This window comes from Streptomyces sp. NPDC093568 (assembly GCF_044764945.1).
Lineage (GTDB): Bacteria > Actinomycetota > Actinomycetes > Streptomycetales > Streptomycetaceae > Streptomyces.
The window spans coordinates 476,743-495,970 of the sequence record NZ_JBIWJD010000003.1 but is presented as its reverse complement, the minus strand read 5'-3'; the positions used below and the strand labels follow the sequence as shown (position 1 = coordinate 495,970).

Here is a 19,228-nt window from a genome sequence, read left to right as displayed (position 1 = left end):
TACCGGTTACTGACCGGTACGGTATCCGGCCCTCCCTGCTGCCGTCACCGGCGTTCGCCCAGGAAATCGAGGATGTGACCGAACACGTCGAGGGCCGCTCCCCTGCCGAGGAACGTGTCCAGATGGCCGTAGCCGGGGATCTCGGTGTAGGTCACGTCCAGCTGTGGCTGACGGCGGGCGAGGACGTCGCGGCAGAGCCGCTGGGAGTCGAGCCACAGCCCGTTCTCGCTGCCGGCGAGGAGCAGCACGGGGGTGTCGATGCGGGCCGCGGCGTCCAGGGCGTTCTGCGGCAGGCCGCGGTAGCGGTGGTCGGTGTCGTGCCAGCGGACGACGGTGCGGGCCAGTTCGATGCGGCGCAGGTGCGGCAGGATCCACAAGGGGGCGGGGCCGAGGAGTTCGGCGAGCCGGTCGTGGGTGGTGTCGGTCAGGTGCTCGTGGACGAAGAGGGAGGCGCCGGTCCCCCAGGCCGAGTTGTGCAGGATCTGGCAGGTGGGGTCCGGGCAGTCCGCCTTGCGGGAGGCCAGGGCGAACAGCGGAGTGTACTTCGACCACAGGCCGACCTTGCGGAAGTCGACGGGAATGTGGTCGATCCGGGACTTCAGCAGTTCCCCGGCCAGGGACATGCGCAGGGAGGTGCGGCCGGCGAGCTTGGGGGTGAGGAAGACGCCCTGGGACACCACGCCCGCGAGGCCGGGGACCAGGCCCGCCGTCATGCTCAGGGAGAGGGCGAGCGAGCCGATGCAGTGGGCGACGACGAAGAGCGGGCGCTCGCCGACCCGGGTGCGGATGTGGCGGACGGCGTCGGGGATGTCGTACAGGGCGACGTCGTCGTAGGTGTAGCGCCGGCCGGTCTCGTTGTACGGCAGCCGGCGGCTGCCCCGCCAGTCGAGCAGCCAGGGTTCGTAGCCGTCGTCGAGCAGGACGTCCACCAGGTTGCGGGTCTCGGGCAGCAGGAACATGTCGGCCGAGGCGGTGTGCCCGTGCAGCAGCAGTACGGCGGGGCGGCCCTGTTCGCCGGGGTCGACGCGGGTGAGGCCGAGGCGCACGCCGTCGCCCGCCGTGAACGGGATCTCCTCGACCCGCGCCGGGTCGAGGCGGTGGCGCAGGGGGCGTAGGGCCGTGGTGGTCCTGACCCTGCGCAGGGCGGGCCTGGTGGTTCTCGGGTGCGGGGCGCGGAAGATCATCGGTGGTGCTCCGTGGGGGTCTGGGTGCGGCGCAGGTCGAGCAGGTCCGCGGCGGCGCGGGCGAACGGGCCGAGCAGACCCCGGCCCATCTCCAGGCCGAACCAGGCGAGCCAGGTGAGCTTCGCGGCGCGCTTTTCCTGGCTGGTCAACCGCGGGTCGACCTTGATGCCGTCGATCTGGTCGCGTACGTAGGAGTCCGCGGGGACCACGACTTCGCCGGCGAGGCTCGCGGGGGCGCCCTCGCGGCCGAGTTCCACCGTCAGGGCACGGGTCTGGCGCCAGACGTCGCGGCGGGCGCGGGCGTACTTGTGGCCCTCCAGCCACCAGCGGCCACCGTCGGCGTCGGTCAGCTCCAGCCGGTAGCGCAGGAGTGGGTGACTGAGGCCGTGCCGGTGCGGGATGCCTTCGTCGGGGCGGATCCAGATGTCGCCGTGTGCCACCGTCAGCGGCTCGGGGTGAAGGGCCGTGCAGGTGACCTCGCCGCTTACGTCGACCCGGCGGTCCGTGACCAGCTGGTGCATGCTCGCGATGGACAGGGTGAGCGACATCGAGCAGGGCGTGTCGGGGGTGCCGTCGACGGGGCCGACGCCGCCTCGGGTGGTCTCGGAGAACCACAGGTAGGGCTGGTCGTCCTTGTGCGGGAGGCGGGCCAGGCCGTCGGCGGCGAGGCGTTCGAAGGTCTTCACCTGGGCGCGGGCGTCGTAGCGGGCGGCGGGCGGCAGGCCCAGGGCCTCGACGAGGGCCGTGGTGCGGTCGGCGGTGGCGGCCGGGCCCTGCAAGGTCGCCTCGCACAGCTTCAGGGCGGTGGGGCTCCGCAACACCCGGGTGAGGAAGGCCAGTTCGGGGACCGGGTCGGCCTCCAGGCGGGCCAGGGCGTCCGTCCGCCACTCGTCCCAGTCGTGCACGCGGACGTGCATGCCGCCCAGGGCCATGTCCCGTACGACGTCGTCGAGGGTGTTGGGCACGCCGGTGAGGTTGTAGTCGAAGCCCCATGCGTCGGGCTCGCAGATGGCGGCGACCGCGACGCGGCTGACCCAGTCGACCGGGGCGGCGTTGAGGTAGCGGAAGGCGGGGACGGTCCGGAAGCGGCCGAACGCCGAGATGAGGCCGCTGCTGAGGTCCTGCGGGTTGTAGGCGCCGGTCCTGGTGTGACCGCCGATGCCGCCCGGCCGCAGGGCGGTGACGACCAGGCCGTGGTCGCGGGCGCGGCGCAGGGCGACCTCCGCGGCCCACTTGGTCTGGTCGTAGCCGGCGACGAGCCGGTCGGCGTGGGCGAGGGGGTCGTCCTCGCCCATGGAGGGGATGCCGACCTCGTTGAAGACGGCGATGGAGGAGATGTGGTGCAGCGGTTTGGGGCGGCCGGTCGCGGCGAGTTCGGCGAGGGTGAGGGCGCCGAGGACGTTGCCGGCGCGCAGCGACTGGTAGCCGCGCAGGAAGTCCACGGCGGCCGCGACACCGACGACGCTGTCCAGTTCGTGGGCGAGGGTGTTCCAGACGTCGTCGGACAGGCCCAGGCGGGGTTGCCGCAGGTCGCCGGGGAGCACGGTGACACGCCGGCGGACCTCCGACGACCAGGGCAGCCCGTAGCCCTTGAGCGCGTCGCCGAGCCGGGCGACGGCGGCCTCCTCGTCGGCGGCGCGGACCAGGCAGTGGACGTGGGCGTCGCTGTGCCGCAGCAGGTCCAGGAGCATATGGCTGCCGAGGAACCCGGTGGCGCCGGTCAGCAGGATGCGGCGGGGCGGCAGGGGGTCGGGCGAGGCGACGAAGGGGAGGCGGTCGGCGAGGGCCAGGTCGGCGAGGATCTGCGCGAGGTCCTCGGGGCGTGCCGTGGAGTCCGGCGCGGTGGTGGCGACCGGCACGGGCGGCATCGCCTGCCGCACCGCGCGAACGACCGTCTCCGGTACGGCGGTCGCGGCACCGCTGTCCGGCAGCGCGCGACTGGCCAGCGCGATCGGCCTGGCGTCGGCGAACACCTCGTCCAGGTCGACCGAGACATTCAGTTCGTCCTCCAGCGCCGAGACGAGTTCCACGGCGTTCACGGAGGTGCCGCCGGCGTCGAAGAAGTCGGCGTCGGCGGCCAGTCGGCCCGCCGGGACGTAGCGGCCCGCGACGGCCGCGATGGCGGTGGCGAGTTCGTCCACGTCTCGCGGCCGGGCCCGGGAGGCCGGTTCCGGCGCGGGCGGGAGGGGAGTCGGGGCAGGGGCCGACGCACCGGCTCCCGTGACCTTGGCCAGCAGGCCGGACACGGTCAGGCCGATGCCACCCCGCTCGATCTCCTCCGCGGTCGCCCGCTGGTCGGCGGCCGCCGACCCGTTCTCGTTCACCTCACGCATGAGAGCCCTTCACGGTGTTGCCCTGCCTTTCCTCGCTGCCGTCCGCCCGTTCCCCGGGCCGTCATGGCCGCCGCCAGGAGCGGAACGTCCGCAGCTGCTCCGGGGTGACGACGGTCTCCAGGCGGTCGTCGTCCTGATCGCCGCCGCCGAGCGCCGCCAGCAGACGACGGGCCGGAGTGTTGCGCGCGGTGCGTTCCGCCGTGAGGCGGACCTTGGCGCAGTCGAGTTCCTCGGCGCGGTCGGCGAGCCATGCCAGCAGACGTTCCTCCACGCCCCGGCCGAGGGCGCGGCAGCTCATCAGCCAGGCCAGGACGTCGAGTCGGTCGCCCTCGGGGCGCAGGGCGAGGAGGCCGATCTGGCCGTAGTCGCCGAAGCGGTCCCGGGCCGTCGCGGTCCAGACCTCGCCGTGCTCGCGCCACCTGGCGACGTCGCCGCCGTCGGCGGAGCGGGCGCGGAGGGTGAACTGGTTGGTGCGGCGCACGAGTTGCTCGGCACGTAGTACATCGGCGTCGGACAGGGCCCGGAGGTCCACCTCCAGTTCCAGCTGTGCCAGGAACTCCTCGAAGCTCGCCTGTTCCCGTACGGCGTCCCGCTCCCGTTCCTGTGCGTAGAACCGCGCCCGCAGCGCGTCCTCGGCCGTGGCCGCAGCGGGGACCAGCGGCCACAACCGGCCCAGGAACTCCGGCAGTTCGGGTGCGGCCGGGCAGGTCACCGACAGGACCTGCGGCAGCGCGGCGCGCATCCTGGCGATCTCGGCCGGGTTGTCGTCGAGGAACAGGAAGCTGTCCGGGCCGAGGTTGAGCGTGCGCGCCGCCTCGGCGAGCCGGGCGGGCTTCGGACCCCACTCGGCGGAGAGCACGCTGAAGTGTTCCGCCTTCAGCGGGCTGTCCGCGCGGTCCAGTACGGCGCGGACGGTGTCCTCGTCGTTGTTGCTGACCAGCGCCAGCAGCGCGCCCGCCGAGCGCCACCGCAGCAGCCGGCGGGCCAGCGCGGCCCGCGGGCCGGTCAGGTCCACGTTCTCCGGGCCGATCTCGCCGGCCACGCCGCCCCACAGGGTCTCGTCGCCGTCGATCGCGATGACCTTCGGCGCGGGGCGTCGTACCGCCCGGACGACCTCGGCGAGGCGCAGTGCCACGGCCGCCTGGAAGTGCGCGGTGAACGGCAGGTGGGCCAGGCGTTCGGTGCGCTCGTCGAAGGGTTCCTCGACGGGGTGGTGGCGGGCCCAGTCGTCGGGGCCGAGAACGGCGATGCCCTGAACCGCTTCCAGATCGGCGGCGACTTCCCGTTCCCACCGGCTCAGGCGGTCCTCGGGCTGTGCCGTGGGCAGGAAGCCGACGATCAGCGGCTTGCGGGTGCGCCCGGCGAGGTCGCGCAGTGCGGCCGGGTACGCGTTGCGCAGTTCGGCCAGGAGCGTGTCGTCGACCGCGCCGAAGCGTTGCAGGTCCGTGGCCCGCAGCAGGACTACGCCCGCGGTCGTGGCCGGGTCGGCGAACACGCCGGACGGGTCGCGCAGGCCGGCGAGCACGTGGTGGTACGGGGCTTCCGTGACGGTCGTCGCGCCGCCGTCCCGCATCGCCTCGTCGACCGCCGTACCGCACATCAGGGGGAGGTTGCCGAGGGCGAAGGTGGCGGCGAGGGCGAGCGTGCGGGGCGGCTCGGCGGACCCACCCGCCGGACGAACGGCTCCCGCCGGATCCTCCGCCGTCCGGGCGAGCAGCCGCAGCAGTTCCTCGCCCAACTCGGTGGCCGTGGCGGCGTCCAGGATGTCGAGGTTGTGGTCGAGCCGGATCCGTCCCGCGTCCGGCGTCATCGTGATCATCAGGTCGAGGTCGGAGTAGCCCGTCCCGGCCGGCAGCACCTCAAGGCCCGTCAGCCCGCGGGCGGCGCGCACGTAGTTGAAGTACACCTCCACCAGGGGCGCGTTCGCCCGGTACAGCCCCTGTTGGGCCAGCACCGGCAGGACGTCGGAGAACATGGCGCCCTTGGTCAGCACGCGTTGCAGGCGGCCGTCGGTGCGGCGCAGCACCTCCTCGATCCGCTCCCCCGCGTTCGCCTCGGCCGGGAAGGGCACCGGCACACCGAAGAAGCCCACCGCGTCGTAGGCGTCGGCTTGGATGCGGGTGTCCACGGGCACGGCGAGGACGAACCGCTCACGGTCGCGCTTCCTGGCCAGCAGGACGGTCAGGGTGCCCAGGCAGAAGGCCGCGGGCGTCACCGCCAGACGGCCGGCGGCGGCCGCGACGCGATCCATCAGCCCGTCCGGGATCGGCACGGTGACGCTGCCCGCCCGGTACGTGCGGTCCTGCGGGCGCGGCCGGCTCAGGGTCAGGTCGAGGCGCGCGCAGCCGTGGAAGGCCTCGCGCCAGTCGGGCGCGTCCACCGGGCTGTCGGCCCGGTCGTCGAGCTGCTGTGCCTCGATCAGCAGGTGCACGTCGCGGTTGGTGACGGTGTCCCCGAGCCTGTCGCCGGACAGCTCGGCGTCGATCTCGCCCGCCACAAGGAGCAGCGACTGGAGATCGCTGACGGCGTGGTGGGCGCCGTACACGAGGATCTGGCCGCGCTCTGCGCCGTCGAGCAGCTCGAAACGCCACAGGGACGCGACCGCGAGGTCGAACGGCGGCTCCAGGAGGGCGCGCAGCCGGTCGGCGGCGTCGAGGGCGGTGTCCTCGGGCACGACCGTCCAGCGCAGGGGCGGTTCGGGCAGTTCGCGGTCCACCCGCAGGTGCCGGCCGCCCTCGGTGGCGGTGCCGATGGCGGTGCGCAGGGCCGCGTGCCGTGCGGTGAGGCGGGCGATGATGCCGCTGAGCGCCTCGCGGGTGGTCGGCGTGGTGAGGCGTACGGCCAGGCCGACGGCGTGGGCGGCGTCCGGCATGCCGGGCCGGGCGCTGCGCAGGAGCCGTACGACATCTCGGGTCGCGGGGTGCGGTTCGGTGGCCGGAACCTCGGTCGTGGGCTCGGGTTCGGCGTCCGCCGCGGTCTCGTGTTCGGGCAGGGCCGCGGCGAGGGTCCGGGCGAGGCCGCGGATGTCGGCGGCGGAGAAGACGGTGGCGGCGGGGAGTTCGACGCCGAGTTCGCGGGCGAAGGAGTTGCGCAGGCGCACGAGCATGAGGGAGTCGAGGCCGAGTTCCTTCAGGGCCGCGGTCGCGGACACCTGGACCGCGCCGCCGGAGACCTCGCCGACCCGGGCGCGTACGTAGGCTTCGAGCAGTGCGGCCCGTTCGGCGTCGGTCGTCGCCGCGAACACCTTCCTGACCAGTTCGTCCGTGCCGGGTGTGCCGGTGGGGGCGGTGATCAGGTCGGCTAGGATCGGACGGCTGCGGGCGGCGTCGGGGTCGAGGGCCAGCATCTCCCAGTCCAGGGCCAGCGGGGCGAGCTGGCGGCGGTCAGTGCTCAGCACCCGCTCGAAGAGCTCGCCGCCGTCCTGTGCGGAGAAGGCGACGAGGCCCGAACGGGCCGTCTCGGCCGCGCGGGTGCCGGACTCGGCCACCATGCCGACGCCCGACCAGGCACCCCAGTCCAGGCTCAGCGCCCGGCGGTCCGTGCGCGCGAGGTGGTGGGCCCAGGCGTCGAGGAAGGCGTTGGCCGCCGAGTACGGGCTCTGTCCGGCCGAGCCGAGCAGACCGGCCGCCGACGCGAAGAGCACCAAGTCGGCCGTGTCCGGGGTCAGTTCGGTGAGCAGGGCGGTGCCCAGGACCTTGGGGGCGAGGACACGCAGGACACGCTCGTCGGTCAGGTTGGCGACGGTGGCGTCGTCCAGGACGCCGGCCGCGTGCACGACGCCGGTGATCGGGCCGAGTGCGTCGCGTACGGCGTCCAGGGCGGCCGCCAGTGCCTCGCGGTCGGCGACGTCGGCGCGCGCCAAGTGCACGGTCACGCCCCGCTGTTCGAGGCGTCGGATCCAGCCGAGGGCCTCCTCGGTGGGCGCGCCGCGGCTCATCAGGGCCAGCCGCCGGGCGCCTCGGCGCACAAGGCGCTCGGCGACGACACGCCCGAGGCCGCCCAGTCCACCGGTGATCACATAGGCGCCCTCGGCGGTGACCGTGCCGTGTCCGCCGTCGTCGGGACGGGTTCGGCTCATCCTGGGCACCAGCCGTCCGCTGCCGCGCAGCGCGACGAGCCGTTCGTCGTCGGCGTGCAGCAGCTGGGTCCACAGGGCGTCGGCGCCGTCCGTCGGCGCCAGGTCGACGAGGGTGGTCCGCAATTCCGGGTACTCCTGGGCCACGGCGAGGCCGAATCCCCAGGCCAGGGCCTGCTGCGGGTGGCTCACCCGCGTGCTGTCGCCGGCGGCCTGGCTTCCCCGGGCGACGACGAAGAGGCGGGGCGGCGCGCCGTAGGCCCGGTCGGTGAGCGCGCGGACCAGGTGCAGGGTGCTCAGGCAGCAGAGCCGGGCCGCGTGCTCGGCCGTGCGGTCGTCCTCGATCGCGGGAGCGTCGAGGGCGGTCAGCTGGACGATTCGGGCCGGGGGTTCGCTCGCGAAGGCGTCCTCGAGGAGGCGGGCGAAGTGCTGTGGGTCGGCCGGGTCGAGGACGTAGCGGCCGGGGCCTTCGACGGCGAACGACTCGCCCCTGCGGGCGATCACGAACGGGGACTCCGCCGAGTCGCCCAGCCGCTCGACGAGTTCGGCCGCCACTCCCGACTCGTCGGCCAGGATCAGCCAACTGCCCTTGGCGGGCGGTTCGTCGGCGGCCGGGCGCGGCTGCCAGCGGGTCTCGAAGAGCGCGCCGTCCAGCGGCGAGAGCGCGGCCAGCGCGAACTCCGTCGCCTCCAGCAGCAGTTGGTCGCTCTCGTCGTACAGCCGAAGGTCGAGTGTGGCGCTGTCACCGGACACGGACCGCAGCTCGCAGGTGACCCAGGTGGGAGTGGTGCGCAGCCCGGTGTGGCGCAGGCGTCCGACCCCGGCGGGCACGAAGGCCCTGCCCTCTGGTGCGTCGCCGGGCAGGGCGGCGGTGTGGAAGGCGGCGTCGAGGACGGCCGGGTGGAGCAGATGTCCGGCGGCGGGTGTGTCGGTCAGTCGGGCGAGGCCGGCCGCGTGGGTGCGGTGGCCCGACGCCAGACCCCGGAAGGCGGGCCCGTACTCGATGCCGAGGGTGGCCAGCGTGCCGTACACGGCGGCGAGGTCGACCCGCTCGGTGCACTTCTCGCGCAGCGCGGCAGGCGTTTCGCTCGGGTCGGCCGTGGGTTCGGCGGGGCCCGTCGCGATGCGTCCGGTGACATGGCGTTCCCAGCTCGGCCGCTGCCCGCGTCCGGTGGGCGCCGAGGCGACGGTGAAGTCCCGGAAGCCGTCGGCGGCCGGGTGCAGGACCAGTTGCAGCCGCGTCGGCCGGAACTCGTCGAGCCGCAGCGGCCGCAGGAACCGTACGTCGGCGAGTCGTGCGTCGGCGGTGTCCTGGACGGCGTAGACGGCTTCCAGCGCCATGTCGAGGAACGCGGCGCCGGGCAGCCACACCTCGCCGGTGACGCGGTGGTCGGTGAGATAGGTGAAGCGGCTGTCGCGCAGGTCGACTTCGCACTGGAAGATGTGCCGGTCGGCTTCGTCGCTGGCCTCGACGTGGGTGGCCAGGAGCGGTGAGGCGCCGGGCGCAGCGGCCGGGGCGGGGGCGAGCCAGTGGCGTTCACGGGCGAAGGCGTAGGTCGGCAGGTCGACGCGGCGGCCCGCCGGGAACAGTGCCGACCAGTCGGGGGTGTGACCGGCCGCGTACAACTCCCCCACTCTGCCGAGCAGTGCGTTCCCTCCGCCGTGCCGGCGGCGCAGCGAGCCGACGCTCACCGCGTCGATTCCGGCGTCGGCCGCCACCGCCTCGATGGAGGACCCGAGGGAGGGGTGCGGGCTCAGCTCGACGAAGTACCGGTAGCCGTCGTCCAGCATGCGGGTGACGGTGTCGGCGAACCGGACGGGCTCGCTGAGGTTGGCGTACCAGTACTCGGCGTCCAGGCGGTCCCCGGGCACGGGTTCGGCCAGCACCGTCGAGTACAGCGGGGTCGGGACCCGTGTGCCCAGGATCCCGGAGAAGCGGTCGAGGAGTTCCTCCCGCAACGGGGCCATCAGCGGGGTGTGCGAGGCGAACGGGGTCGACAGCGACCTGGCCTCGATGCCCTGTTCGTGGAGGACGCGGCGCAGTTCCGCCAGGGCGTCGCCGTCGCCGGAGACGGCCGTGGAGTGCGGGCTGTTGACGGCGGCGACGAAGAGGCGTCCGGCGTAGGGAGTGAGCAGTTCCTCGACCCGGGGGCGCGGCAGGTCGAGGGAGAGCATGCCGCCCTTGCCCGCGAGCGGCACGACCGCCCGGGCCCGCCCGGTCACCACGGCGACGGCGGCGTCCAGGGTGAGCGCGCCCGCGCCGTAGGCGGCGGCGATCTCACCCAGGCTGTGCCCGGTCACGGCGTCCGGGGTGACGCCCAGGGCGCGCCAGGCGGCGGTCAGCGCCGCGTTCACCGCGAACAGCGTCGGCTGGAGGTACTCGGTCCGCTCCAGCGGCGAGAACTCCTCGGGCGCCCGCAGCGCGTTGAGCACCGACCAGCCGGCCTGTCGCTGTACGGCCTCGTCGATCCGGGTGAGCTCGTCGCGGAACGCCTCCGACTGGCCCATCAGGTCCAGCCCCATGCCGGGCCACTGACCGCCGTGTCCGGGGTAGACGAAGGCGACCTTGCCAGCCTGCTCCTCCCTGAGCGGGGGAAGCGGGGCGCGTCCGGCGGCCAACTCGGCCAGTGCGGAACGCAGTTCCTCCCGGTCGTCGGCCACGACCGCCGTGCGCCGTTCGAAGTGGCTGCGGTGGCGCGCAAGGGTGTGGGCGACGTCCGGCAGTGCGGCGGAGTCCTCGGCGAGGTGGCGTGCGAGCGCGGCGGCCTGCCCGCGCAGGCCCGTCTCGTCCCGGCCCGACAGGAGGAACAGACCTGCACCCGGGGGCAGTTCAGCGACTGTTGCCGCTGCCTCGGGTTCGCCGGCCTCCTCGACGATCACATGCGCGTTCGTCCCGCTGATGCCGAAGGCGCTGACGCCCGCGCGCCGGACCCGCCCGGCCGACGCGGGCCAGGCCACCTCCTCCCGCAGCAGCCGCAGCCCGCTGTCGGCCCAGTCGACGTGCCGGGTGGGCGTCTCGGCGTGCAGGGTGCGCGGGAGGGTCTCGTGCCGCAGGGACTGCACGACCTTGATCAGACCGACCACACCCGAAGCCGCCTGGGTGTGCCCGACGTTGGACTTCAGCGAGCCCAGGTACAGCGGACGCCCCTCGGCGCGGGAGCCGCCGAAGACCTCCGCGAGGGCGTTCGCCTCGATCGGGTCGCCGAGGGTCGTGCCCGTGCCGTGCGCCTCGATGTGATCGATGTCCTCGGGCCGCAGCCCGGACAGCTCCAGCGCACGGCGGATCACCTGCTCCTGCGCGGGCCCGTTCGGCGCGGAGAGGCCCTGGCTGCGGCCGTCCTGGTTGACGGCGCTGCCGCGCAGCACGGCCAGGATCCGGTCACCGTCGCGCCGGGCGTCGCTCAGTCGCTTCAGTACGACCATCCCGGCGCCCTCGGCCCAGATGGCGCCGTCGGCCGCGTCGGAGAAGGAGCGGCAGCGTCCGGTCGGTGACAGGCCGCGCAGGCGGCTGAACTCGACGAAGGTCTGCGGCGTGACCATCAGCGTGACACCGCCGGCCAGCGCCAGATCGCACTCGCCCGCGCGCAGCGCCTGCGCCCCCAGATGTACGGCCACGAGCGACGACGAGCACGCCGTGTCCACGGTCATCGCGGGCCCGTTCAGGCCGAGCGTGTACGCGAGCCGCCCGGAGGCCACGCTCAGCGCCGAACCGGTGCCGACGTAGCCGTCGAGCTGGTCGAGCCGGGTGCCGGACAGGTAGTCGCTGCCGAACATCCCGACGTACACGCCGGTGGTGCTGCCCGCCAGTTCGGCGGGCACGATTCCGGCGCGCTCCAGCGACTCCCAGGCCGTCTCCAGCAGCAGGCGCTGCTGCGGGTCCATGGCGGCCGCCTCCTTCGGGGTGACGCCGAAGAAGCCCGCGTCGAAGGACTCGATGTCGTCGAGGAAGCCGCCCTCACGGGCGTAGGACTTGCCGGGGGCGTCCGGGTCGGGGTCGTACAGCGCGTCGACGTCCCACCGCCCCGCCGGGAACGGCCCGACCGCGTCCCGCCCCTCGGCGACGAGACGCCACAGCCCCTCGGGGTCGCTGACTCCGCCGGGCAGCCGGCAGGCCATGGCGACGAGGGCCACCGGCTCGTCCGCCGAGCGCGTGGGCGCGGGTGGGGTCCGCCGGCTCTCGCGGCCGGCTGTCGCGAGCGCGCCGGTGAGCAGGTACTCGGCGAGGCGGGTCGGCGTGGGGTGGTCGAAGAGCAGCGTGGCGGGGAGCTTGGTGCCGATGCGGCCGCTGATGCGGTTGCGCAGTTCGACCGCCGTCACCGAGTCCATGCCGAGATCGCGCAGCGGCTGGTCCGTGCGGACGGATTCCGCCGAGCGCAGACCGAGCGCGTGGGCGGCCTCCTCGCGGACCAGCGCGAGGACACGCGCGGCGCGTTCGGGCTCCGGCAGCCCGGCCAGGCGGTCGGCGAAGGCGCGGCCGCCGGCGTGGGCGGGCCGGGGTGCAGGGAGCAGCGTGCGCCACAGGGCGCCCGTCGGTGCGGCGGCCCGCAGCCGGGGCAGGTCCAGCGCCCAGGCCACCAGGTGCGGGGCATCGCGCCGCAGGGCCAGCTCGGTGAGCTCCCGGCCCTGGTCGGTGGTGAGGGCACGATGGCCGAGGCGGGCCATGCGTTCCAGGTCGGCGTGCTCGGCGGCGAGCCCCTCCCCCGCCCAGGCGCCGAAGGACACGGAGACGCCGGGCAGCCCCAAGGCGCGGCGATGGTGGGCGAGTTGGTCCAGGAAGGTGTTGGCCGCCGCGTAGTTGGCCTGGCCCGCGTTGCCGACGACGCCCGCGGCGGAGGAGATCATGAGGAAGAGGTCGAGCCGGTGGCCGGCGGTGAGCCGGTGCAGGTGGGCGGCGCCGTCGACCTTGGGCCGCAGCACCTGCGCGAGACGCTCGGGACTCAGCTCCCCGACCACCCCGTCGGCGAGGACGCCGGCGCAGTGGACGACGCCGCGCAGCGGTGACTCCTCGCCGACACGGGCCAGTACGTCCGCCACCGCCCCCGCGTCGGCGACGTCGCACGCGACGACCTCGACCTCGGCGCCGAGTGCGGTCAGTTCGGCGGTGACGTCGGCCGCGCGGGGGTCGTGGGGTCCTTGACGTGATGTCAGTAGCAGACGCGGGACGCCGTTCTCGGCGAGCATGCGGGCGACGTGCCTGCCCACCGCGCCGAGTCCGCCGGTGATCAGCACGGTCCCGTCGGCGGGAATCCGGACGGGCCGCTCGGGCGGGGCGGGGCGGGCCCGCACCAGCCGTGGCGCGAACAACTCGCCGCCCCGCAGGGCGAGTTCGGGCTCGTCGGCACCCGCGGCGACGGTGTCCGGCGGGGCCTCGTCACCGTCGATGTCCAGCAAGGTCAGCCCGAGGCCCGGGTGTTCGGCACGGGCACTGCGCGCCAGACCCCACAGCACCGACTGCGCGAGGCCGTCAACCGTGTCCCCGTCGGCGACTGCGACCGCCCCACGGGTCACCCAGATGGTGCGTGTGGGCGCCTCGTCCGGCGGAAGCGCGATCAGCGTCTGCAGCTCGGCGAGGGCGGTAGCCGCCAACTCATGGGCCGCGGCGGCCGGTTCGGTGTCCGCGGCCGTCCGGGGCCAGAACCGTACGACGGTGTCGGTGTCGGTGTCGGTGTCGGTGCCGGTGCCGGTGCCGGTGCCGGTGCCGTCGACGGTGGCCTGGGCGTTCGCCCCCGGTACGGCCGTCCACGCTACCTCGTACAGGTGGCGCGCGTTCTCCGATCCGCTGTGCAGGTCGGCCGGGTTCACGGCGCGCAGCCGTACGCCCTCCAGGCGGCCCGCGAGAAAGCCGTCGGCGTCCCACAGGGTGACGTCCAGCGTGCGGTCCGTGTCGGAGGCGCCGGTCCGGTGGACGGACACGGTCAGTTCCGTGGACCCGCCGGGCGGGAGGAAGCAGCGGGCCACCGCGACCGGCAGCAGAACCCGCCGGTCGGAGGCGTCCAGGGCGGCCGCCACATGGAGGGCGGCGTCCAGGAGTGCCGGGTGGAGGGGGTAGGCGTCGGCGGTGTCGCGGGCCGCGCGCGGCAGCGAGAGCCGGGCCAGCAGCGTCCCGTCGCCGGTCGCGACGGCATGTTCCACACCCTGGAAGGCGGGGCCGTAGCCGAGGCCGAGCTCGGCGAGCCGCTCGTAGGTGTCCTCGTGCCAGGCCGGTTCGGGCGTCGCGGGCCACGCCGGTGGCTCGACGGCGGGCGGGGCGACGGGGTCGGCCGCGGAGGCCGTGGCGTGCAGGGTCCAGTGCGCGGCGTCCTGGCCGCGTGGGCGGCTGTGGACCGTGATCTCCGGTGCGGCGCCCTCGGTGACGACCTCCACGGACACCTCGACCGTGCCGCTGCCGGGCAGGACCAGGGGTGTCAGGAGGAGCAGGTCGGTGACGTCGGCGGGGGTGCCGGGGCGGGCCACGGCGAGGGCGGCTCGGCACAGTTCCATGAGGCTGGTGCCCGAGACGACGGTCCGGCCGAAGACGCTGTGGTCGGGCAGCCAGTCGGCGGTGGCCGGCGACCACTCGTTGCGGAAGGTCCAGCGGGTCTCGTCGGCGGACTGGAGCTGGACGCCGAGCAACGGGTGCGCCGCCCGGTCGAAGAGGCCGGGGGCGCCGGTGGAGTCGGCGGGCTCGGTCCAGTGGCGCTGCTCGTCCCAGGCGTACGTCGGCAGGTCCGCCGGTGCCGTGTGCGGGACCAGGCGGCGCCAGTCGATCCGCCGACCGTGGACATGGAGTTCGGCCGCGGCCCGGTCCAGGCAGGCGGGCCCGTCCTCGTCGCGGCGCAGGGAGCCGACCGCGACCAGGTCCTCGTCGATCGTGCGCAGGGCGGTGAGCAGGGACGGGTGCGGGCCGAGCTCGACGAAGTGACGGTAGCCGTCGGCCACCATGCGTGCGACGGTGGGCGCGAAGCGGACGGGTTCGCGGAGGTTGGTGTACCAGTAGTCGGCTTCGAGTTCGGCGGTGACCGGTTCGCTCGTGACGGTGGAGTACCAGGCGACGGGGGCCGGGTAGGTGGTGACTCCGTCGAGTTCGTCGAGGATCGTGGTGCGGATCGGCTCGACCTGGGCGCTGTGGGAGGCGTAGTCGACGTCGAGGCGGCGGACGAAGACCTGCTGCCGTTCGAGGTCGGCGAGCAGGGCCTCCACCGCGTCGACGGCACCGGCGATCACTGTCGAGCGGCCGCTGTTCACGGCTGCCACGCCGATCCGGCCGTCGTGGGCGGCGAGTTGTGCCTCGACGTCCGTGTGCGGCAGGGCGACGACGGCCATGGTGCCGGTGCCCGACAGCTGGGTCAGGGCCTGGCTGCGCAGGGCGACCACCGCGGCGGCGTCGTTGAGGCTGAGTGCCCCGGCGACGCAGGCCGCGGCGACCTCGCCCTGGCTGTGCCCGACGACGGCGTCCGGGCGGATGCCGCGAGCCCGCCACACGGCGGCCAGCGACACCATCACGGCGAAGAGCACCGGCTGGACGACGTCGACACGCTCCAGGGCCGGTGCGCCCGAGTCGCCGCGCAGCACGGACGTCACGGACCATTCGGTGAACGGGCGCAGGGCGGCGTCGCAGCGGTCGAGTTCGTCGGCGAACACCGGGTCGCGGTCGAGCAGATCGCGTGCCATGCCGGGCCACTGGGAGCCCTGGCCGGGGAAGACGAACGCCAGCTTGCCCGCGGGGAGCGCCTGTTGGGGGCCGACGGTGAGATCGGTGTCCGGCCGGTCGTCGGTGAGTGCGCGCAGAGCCGTACGGAGGTTGTCGCGGTCGGTGGCCCGGACGACGGCGCGGTGCTCGAAGTGGGTGCGGTGGTGGGCCAGGGTGGCGGCCACGGCGGGGAGCGGCAGCTCGGGTCGTTCTTCGAGGGTGTGGAGGAGTCGGCCGGCCTGTCCGCGCAGTGCCGCGTGGGAGCGGGCGGACAGCGGGAAGAGGGTCGCGCCGGGCGTGTCGGCGGCTGACGGCGGCTGCTCCTCGGGGGCCTCCTCCAGGATCACGTGGGCGTTCGTGCCGCTGATCCCGAAGGCGCTCACGCCGGCCCGCCGGGTCCGAGCGGGGTCGCGCGGCCAGGCCTGGGCCGCGCTCAGCACGCGCAGACCACTGTCCGCCCAGTCGACGTGCGGGGTCGGGGTGTCGGCGTGCAGGGACGCCGGCACGCGTTCGTGGCGGAGCGCCAGCACGGTCTTGATGACACCGGCGATGCCCGCCGCGGCCTGGGTGTGGCCGATGTTGGACTTGAGGGATCCGACGCCGAGCGGGCGCTCCGCGGGGCGGTCGGGTCCGAAGACGGCGGCCAGGGCGCGGCCCTCGATGGGGTCGCCCAGGCGGGTGCCGGTGCCGTGTGCCTCGATGTGGTCGAGGTCGTGCGGCCGGAGACCGGCCGTGTCGAGGGCGGCGCGCAGGACGCGTTCCTGGGCGGGGCCGTTGGGTGCGCTCAGGCCCTGGCTGCGGCCGTCCTGGTTGATCGCGGAGCCCTTGACGACCGCGAGGATCCGGTCGCCGTCGCGGCGCGCGTCGGCGAGCCGCTTGAGCAGCACCACGCCGCAGCCCTCGGCCCACACCACGCCGTCGGCGTCCGCGGAGAACGGTCCGCACCGCCCGGACGGGGACAGCCCGCGCATCCTGCTGAACTCCACGTGCCCGCGCGGCGTCACCAGCAGGGTCACCCCGCCGGCCAGCGCGAGATCGCACTCGCCGCCCGCGAGGGCCCGCGCCGCCAGATGCAGGGCGACCAGGGAGGACGAGCAGGCGGTGTCGACGGTGACGGCCGGACCCTCCAGGCCGAGGGTGTAGGCGAGGCGGCCCGACGCCACGCTGGCCGCCGTGCCGGTTCCCACGTGCCCGTCGAGCTGGTCCAGTGCGGCCGAGGCCAGGTATCCGCTGTCGTACAGGCCGATGTAGACGCCCGTGGAGCTGCCGTTCAGCGTCGCGGGGACGATCCCGGCGCGTTCGACGGCCTCCCAGCCGGTCTGCAGGAGCAGCCTTTGCTGGGGGTCCATGGCGGCGGCCTCGCGCGGCGAGATCCCGAAGAAGGCCGCGTCGAAGCGGTCGATCGACGAGAGGTAGCCGCCGTGCAGGGAGTACGCCTTGCCGGCTGCCTCCGGGTCCGGGTCGTGCAGTCCCTGGGTGTCCCAACGGCCCGCCGGCACCTCGGTGATGGCGTCGCCGCCCTCGGCGAGCAGCCGCCACAGCGCCTCGGGGCTGTCGACGCCTCCGGGGAATCGGCAGGCCATGGAGATGATCGCGATGTCGTCGCCCGGCGGTGGAACCGGGGCCGGCGCGGGTGCGGCCGCGGGAGGGCCGGCGAACACCGCCTCGGCGAGCGCCGCGATGGTGGGGTGGTTGAAGACCAGGGAGGGGTCCAGGGTCCGGCCGGTCGCCGCGGACAGCTCGGCGGCCAGGGTCACCAACTGCCTTGATCCCAGCCCGAGTTCGGCGATCGGCCGGTCCGGGTCGACTCCCACCCGGTCGAGCCCGGCCGCCTCGGCTACGGCCGACTCCAGCCAGACCCGCACGCCCTCGGGTGTGGTGAGGAACGGCTCTGGGGACTGCTTCGTGGACTCGTGCGCAGGCATCTGGAACAGGTGTCCTCGGGGGATTCGGGCAGGGGAAGGGGCGGCTGTACGGCCCGTGGGGCCCGTCGGCGGCCGGCCCCCGCGGCGATACGGCGGAGTCGGGGCGGTGCGCCGGCCGGTCGGGGGTGTCAGCTCAGGGCGGGCTCGGCGATCACCGCGAGGGTGCCGTCCAGGTAGGCCGCGCGGGTGGCGCGGCGCTGGATCTTGCCGCTGGACGTCTTGGGGATGGTGCCCGGCCGGACCAGCACGACATCGCGCACGGACAGGCCGTGGGCCTCCCCGATCCCGCTCCGGATGACGTCGGTGATCTTCTCCGCCTCGGAGGCCGCGTCCGGGGGGATCTCGGCGACGACGACGGGCTGCTCGCCGCCCTCGCCCAGGTGGTCCCCCTCGACGGCGAACGCGGCCGTGCACCCGGGACGCAGCGCCGGATGGGCCATCTCGGCGGTCAGTTCCAGGTCCTGGGGGTAGTGGTTGCGTCCGTCGATGACGATGAGGTCCTTCAGGCGGCCGGTGACGAACAGTTCGCCGTCGCGCAGGAATCCGAGGTCGCCGGTGCGCAGGAAGCGGCCCTCGTGGCCGGCCAGGGTGGCACGGAAGGTCTCGCGGGTGGCGAGGGCGTTGCGCCAGTAGCCCTTGGCGACGCTCGCGCCGCGCACCCAGATCTCCCCGGTCTCCCCCTCGGGCAGTTCCTCGCGCCGTTCGGGGTCGGCGATGGCGACGGTGACGTCGGGGCCGGGGCGGCCGGAGCTGACGGCCGCCGCGTCGGTCCGGCCGGCGTGCGGGCCGGTCTCGGCGGCCTGGAGCAGGGTGGGCGGGGTGTGGACCGTACCGCCGGTGACCATCAGGGTGGCCTCGGCGAGGCCGTAGCAGGGGTAGAGGGCCTCGCGGCGGAAGCCGGCCGGGGCGAAGATGTCGGCGAAGCGTCGCAGGGTGGCGGCGCGCACGGGTTCGGCGCCGTTGAAGGCGACCTTCCAGCTGCTGAGGTCCAGGTCGTCGAGGAGCGCGGGGGTGGCGTGCCGGAGGCACAGTTCGTACGCGAAGTTGGGGCCGCCGCTGGTGTGCGGGCGGTAGCGGTTGATCGCGGTGAGCCAGCGCTGGGGCTGTTGCAGGAAGTGCAGCGGTGAGAAGAAGGTGGCGGTGACACCGAGGTGGACGGTGTTGAGGACGGGGCCTATGAGGCCCATGTCGTGGTACACGGGCAGCCAGCTGACGAACATCTCGTGGTCGTACTCGGCGATGACGTCCGGGGTGTGCCCCATGCGCTCGGTGATGACCCGCTCGTTGTCCAGCAGGTTCCCGTGGGTGACCATCACGCCCCGCGGGGCGGCCGTGGAGCCGGAGGTGTACTGGAGGAAGGCGACCGAGTCGGCGGTGAGGTCGGGCTCGCGCCAGGACGCGGCGGCCTCGTCGGGGATGTCCTCGGTGGCGGCGCAGGTGACTTCGGTGAGTTCCGGAAGATGCCGTGCCGAGGCGTGGAGGGTGCCGATCACCTCGCGGCCGCCGAGGATCACCTTGGCGTCGGCGTCGGCGATCAGGCGCTTCATCCGGGTCAGGGCACGGTGGTTCTGCGCGCGGCCCTGCGCGGGGACGCCGGGGACGGCGACGACTCCGGCGGCGAGACAGCCGAGGAAGGCGCAGATGAACTCCAGGCCGGGCGGATACAGCAGCATGGCCCGGGAACCGGCCAGGTCGCGCTCCTGGAGCCAGGCGGCGACGGCCCGGGACCGGTCGGCGAGACGGCGGTAGGAGATCTCCTCGATCTCGCCGTCGCAGTCGCCGGTGACGAGGTAGCGGTAGGCGGTTCGGTCGGGGTGGTGGGCGGCGTGCTGGAACAGCAGATCGACCGGGGATCGAACCATGGGCGGGAGTCTCACCTGTCTGCATCGATGGACGATGAACCGGAGTTCGAGGGTGAGGTGCCGTCCGGGCACGGACGCCCCGGGCGGCCCGGCCCCCTTGCCCGACCCCCGCCGCGACGACCCGCCGCGGTCTCATGGCACCGATGTGCCGACCCCCGACCCCCCGCTCGGCTTGCTACC

The 19,228-nt window shown here is 74.2% G+C and carries 4 protein-coding genes; all 4 read right to left on the bottom strand.

Annotated features, from left to right (window positions below; translation table 11 throughout):
• Positions 1 to 44 precede the first annotated feature (44 nt).
• Positions 45 to 1,184, bottom strand: coding sequence for an alpha/beta hydrolase (locus ACIRD7_RS16265; protein WP_403453482.1), 1,140 nt, complete (start codon positions 1,182 to 1,184; stop codon positions 45 to 47).
• On the bottom strand, positions 1,181 to 3,517 hold the full coding sequence (locus ACIRD7_RS16260; protein WP_403453481.1) for a thioester reductase domain-containing protein: 2,337 nt from the start codon (positions 3,515 to 3,517) through the stop codon (positions 1,181 to 1,183). The genes ACIRD7_RS16265 and ACIRD7_RS16260 overlap by 4 nt, the downstream gene beginning before the upstream one ends.
• Positions 3,518 to 3,578: 61 nt before the next feature.
• The gene (locus ACIRD7_RS16255; protein ID WP_403453480.1) at positions 3,579 to 17,186 is read right to left on the bottom strand and encodes an SDR family NAD(P)-dependent oxidoreductase; all 13,608 of its coding nucleotides are present in this window, start codon (positions 17,184 to 17,186) and stop codon (positions 3,579 to 3,581) included.
• Between the two features lie 128 nt (positions 17,187 to 17,314).
• Positions 17,315 to 19,048 (bottom strand): fatty acyl-AMP ligase, encoded by a 1,734-nt coding sequence (locus tag ACIRD7_RS16250; protein ID WP_403453479.1) that lies wholly within the window; start codon positions 19,046 to 19,048, stop codon positions 17,315 to 17,317.
• Between the last annotated feature and the right edge of the window lie 180 nt (positions 19,049 to 19,228).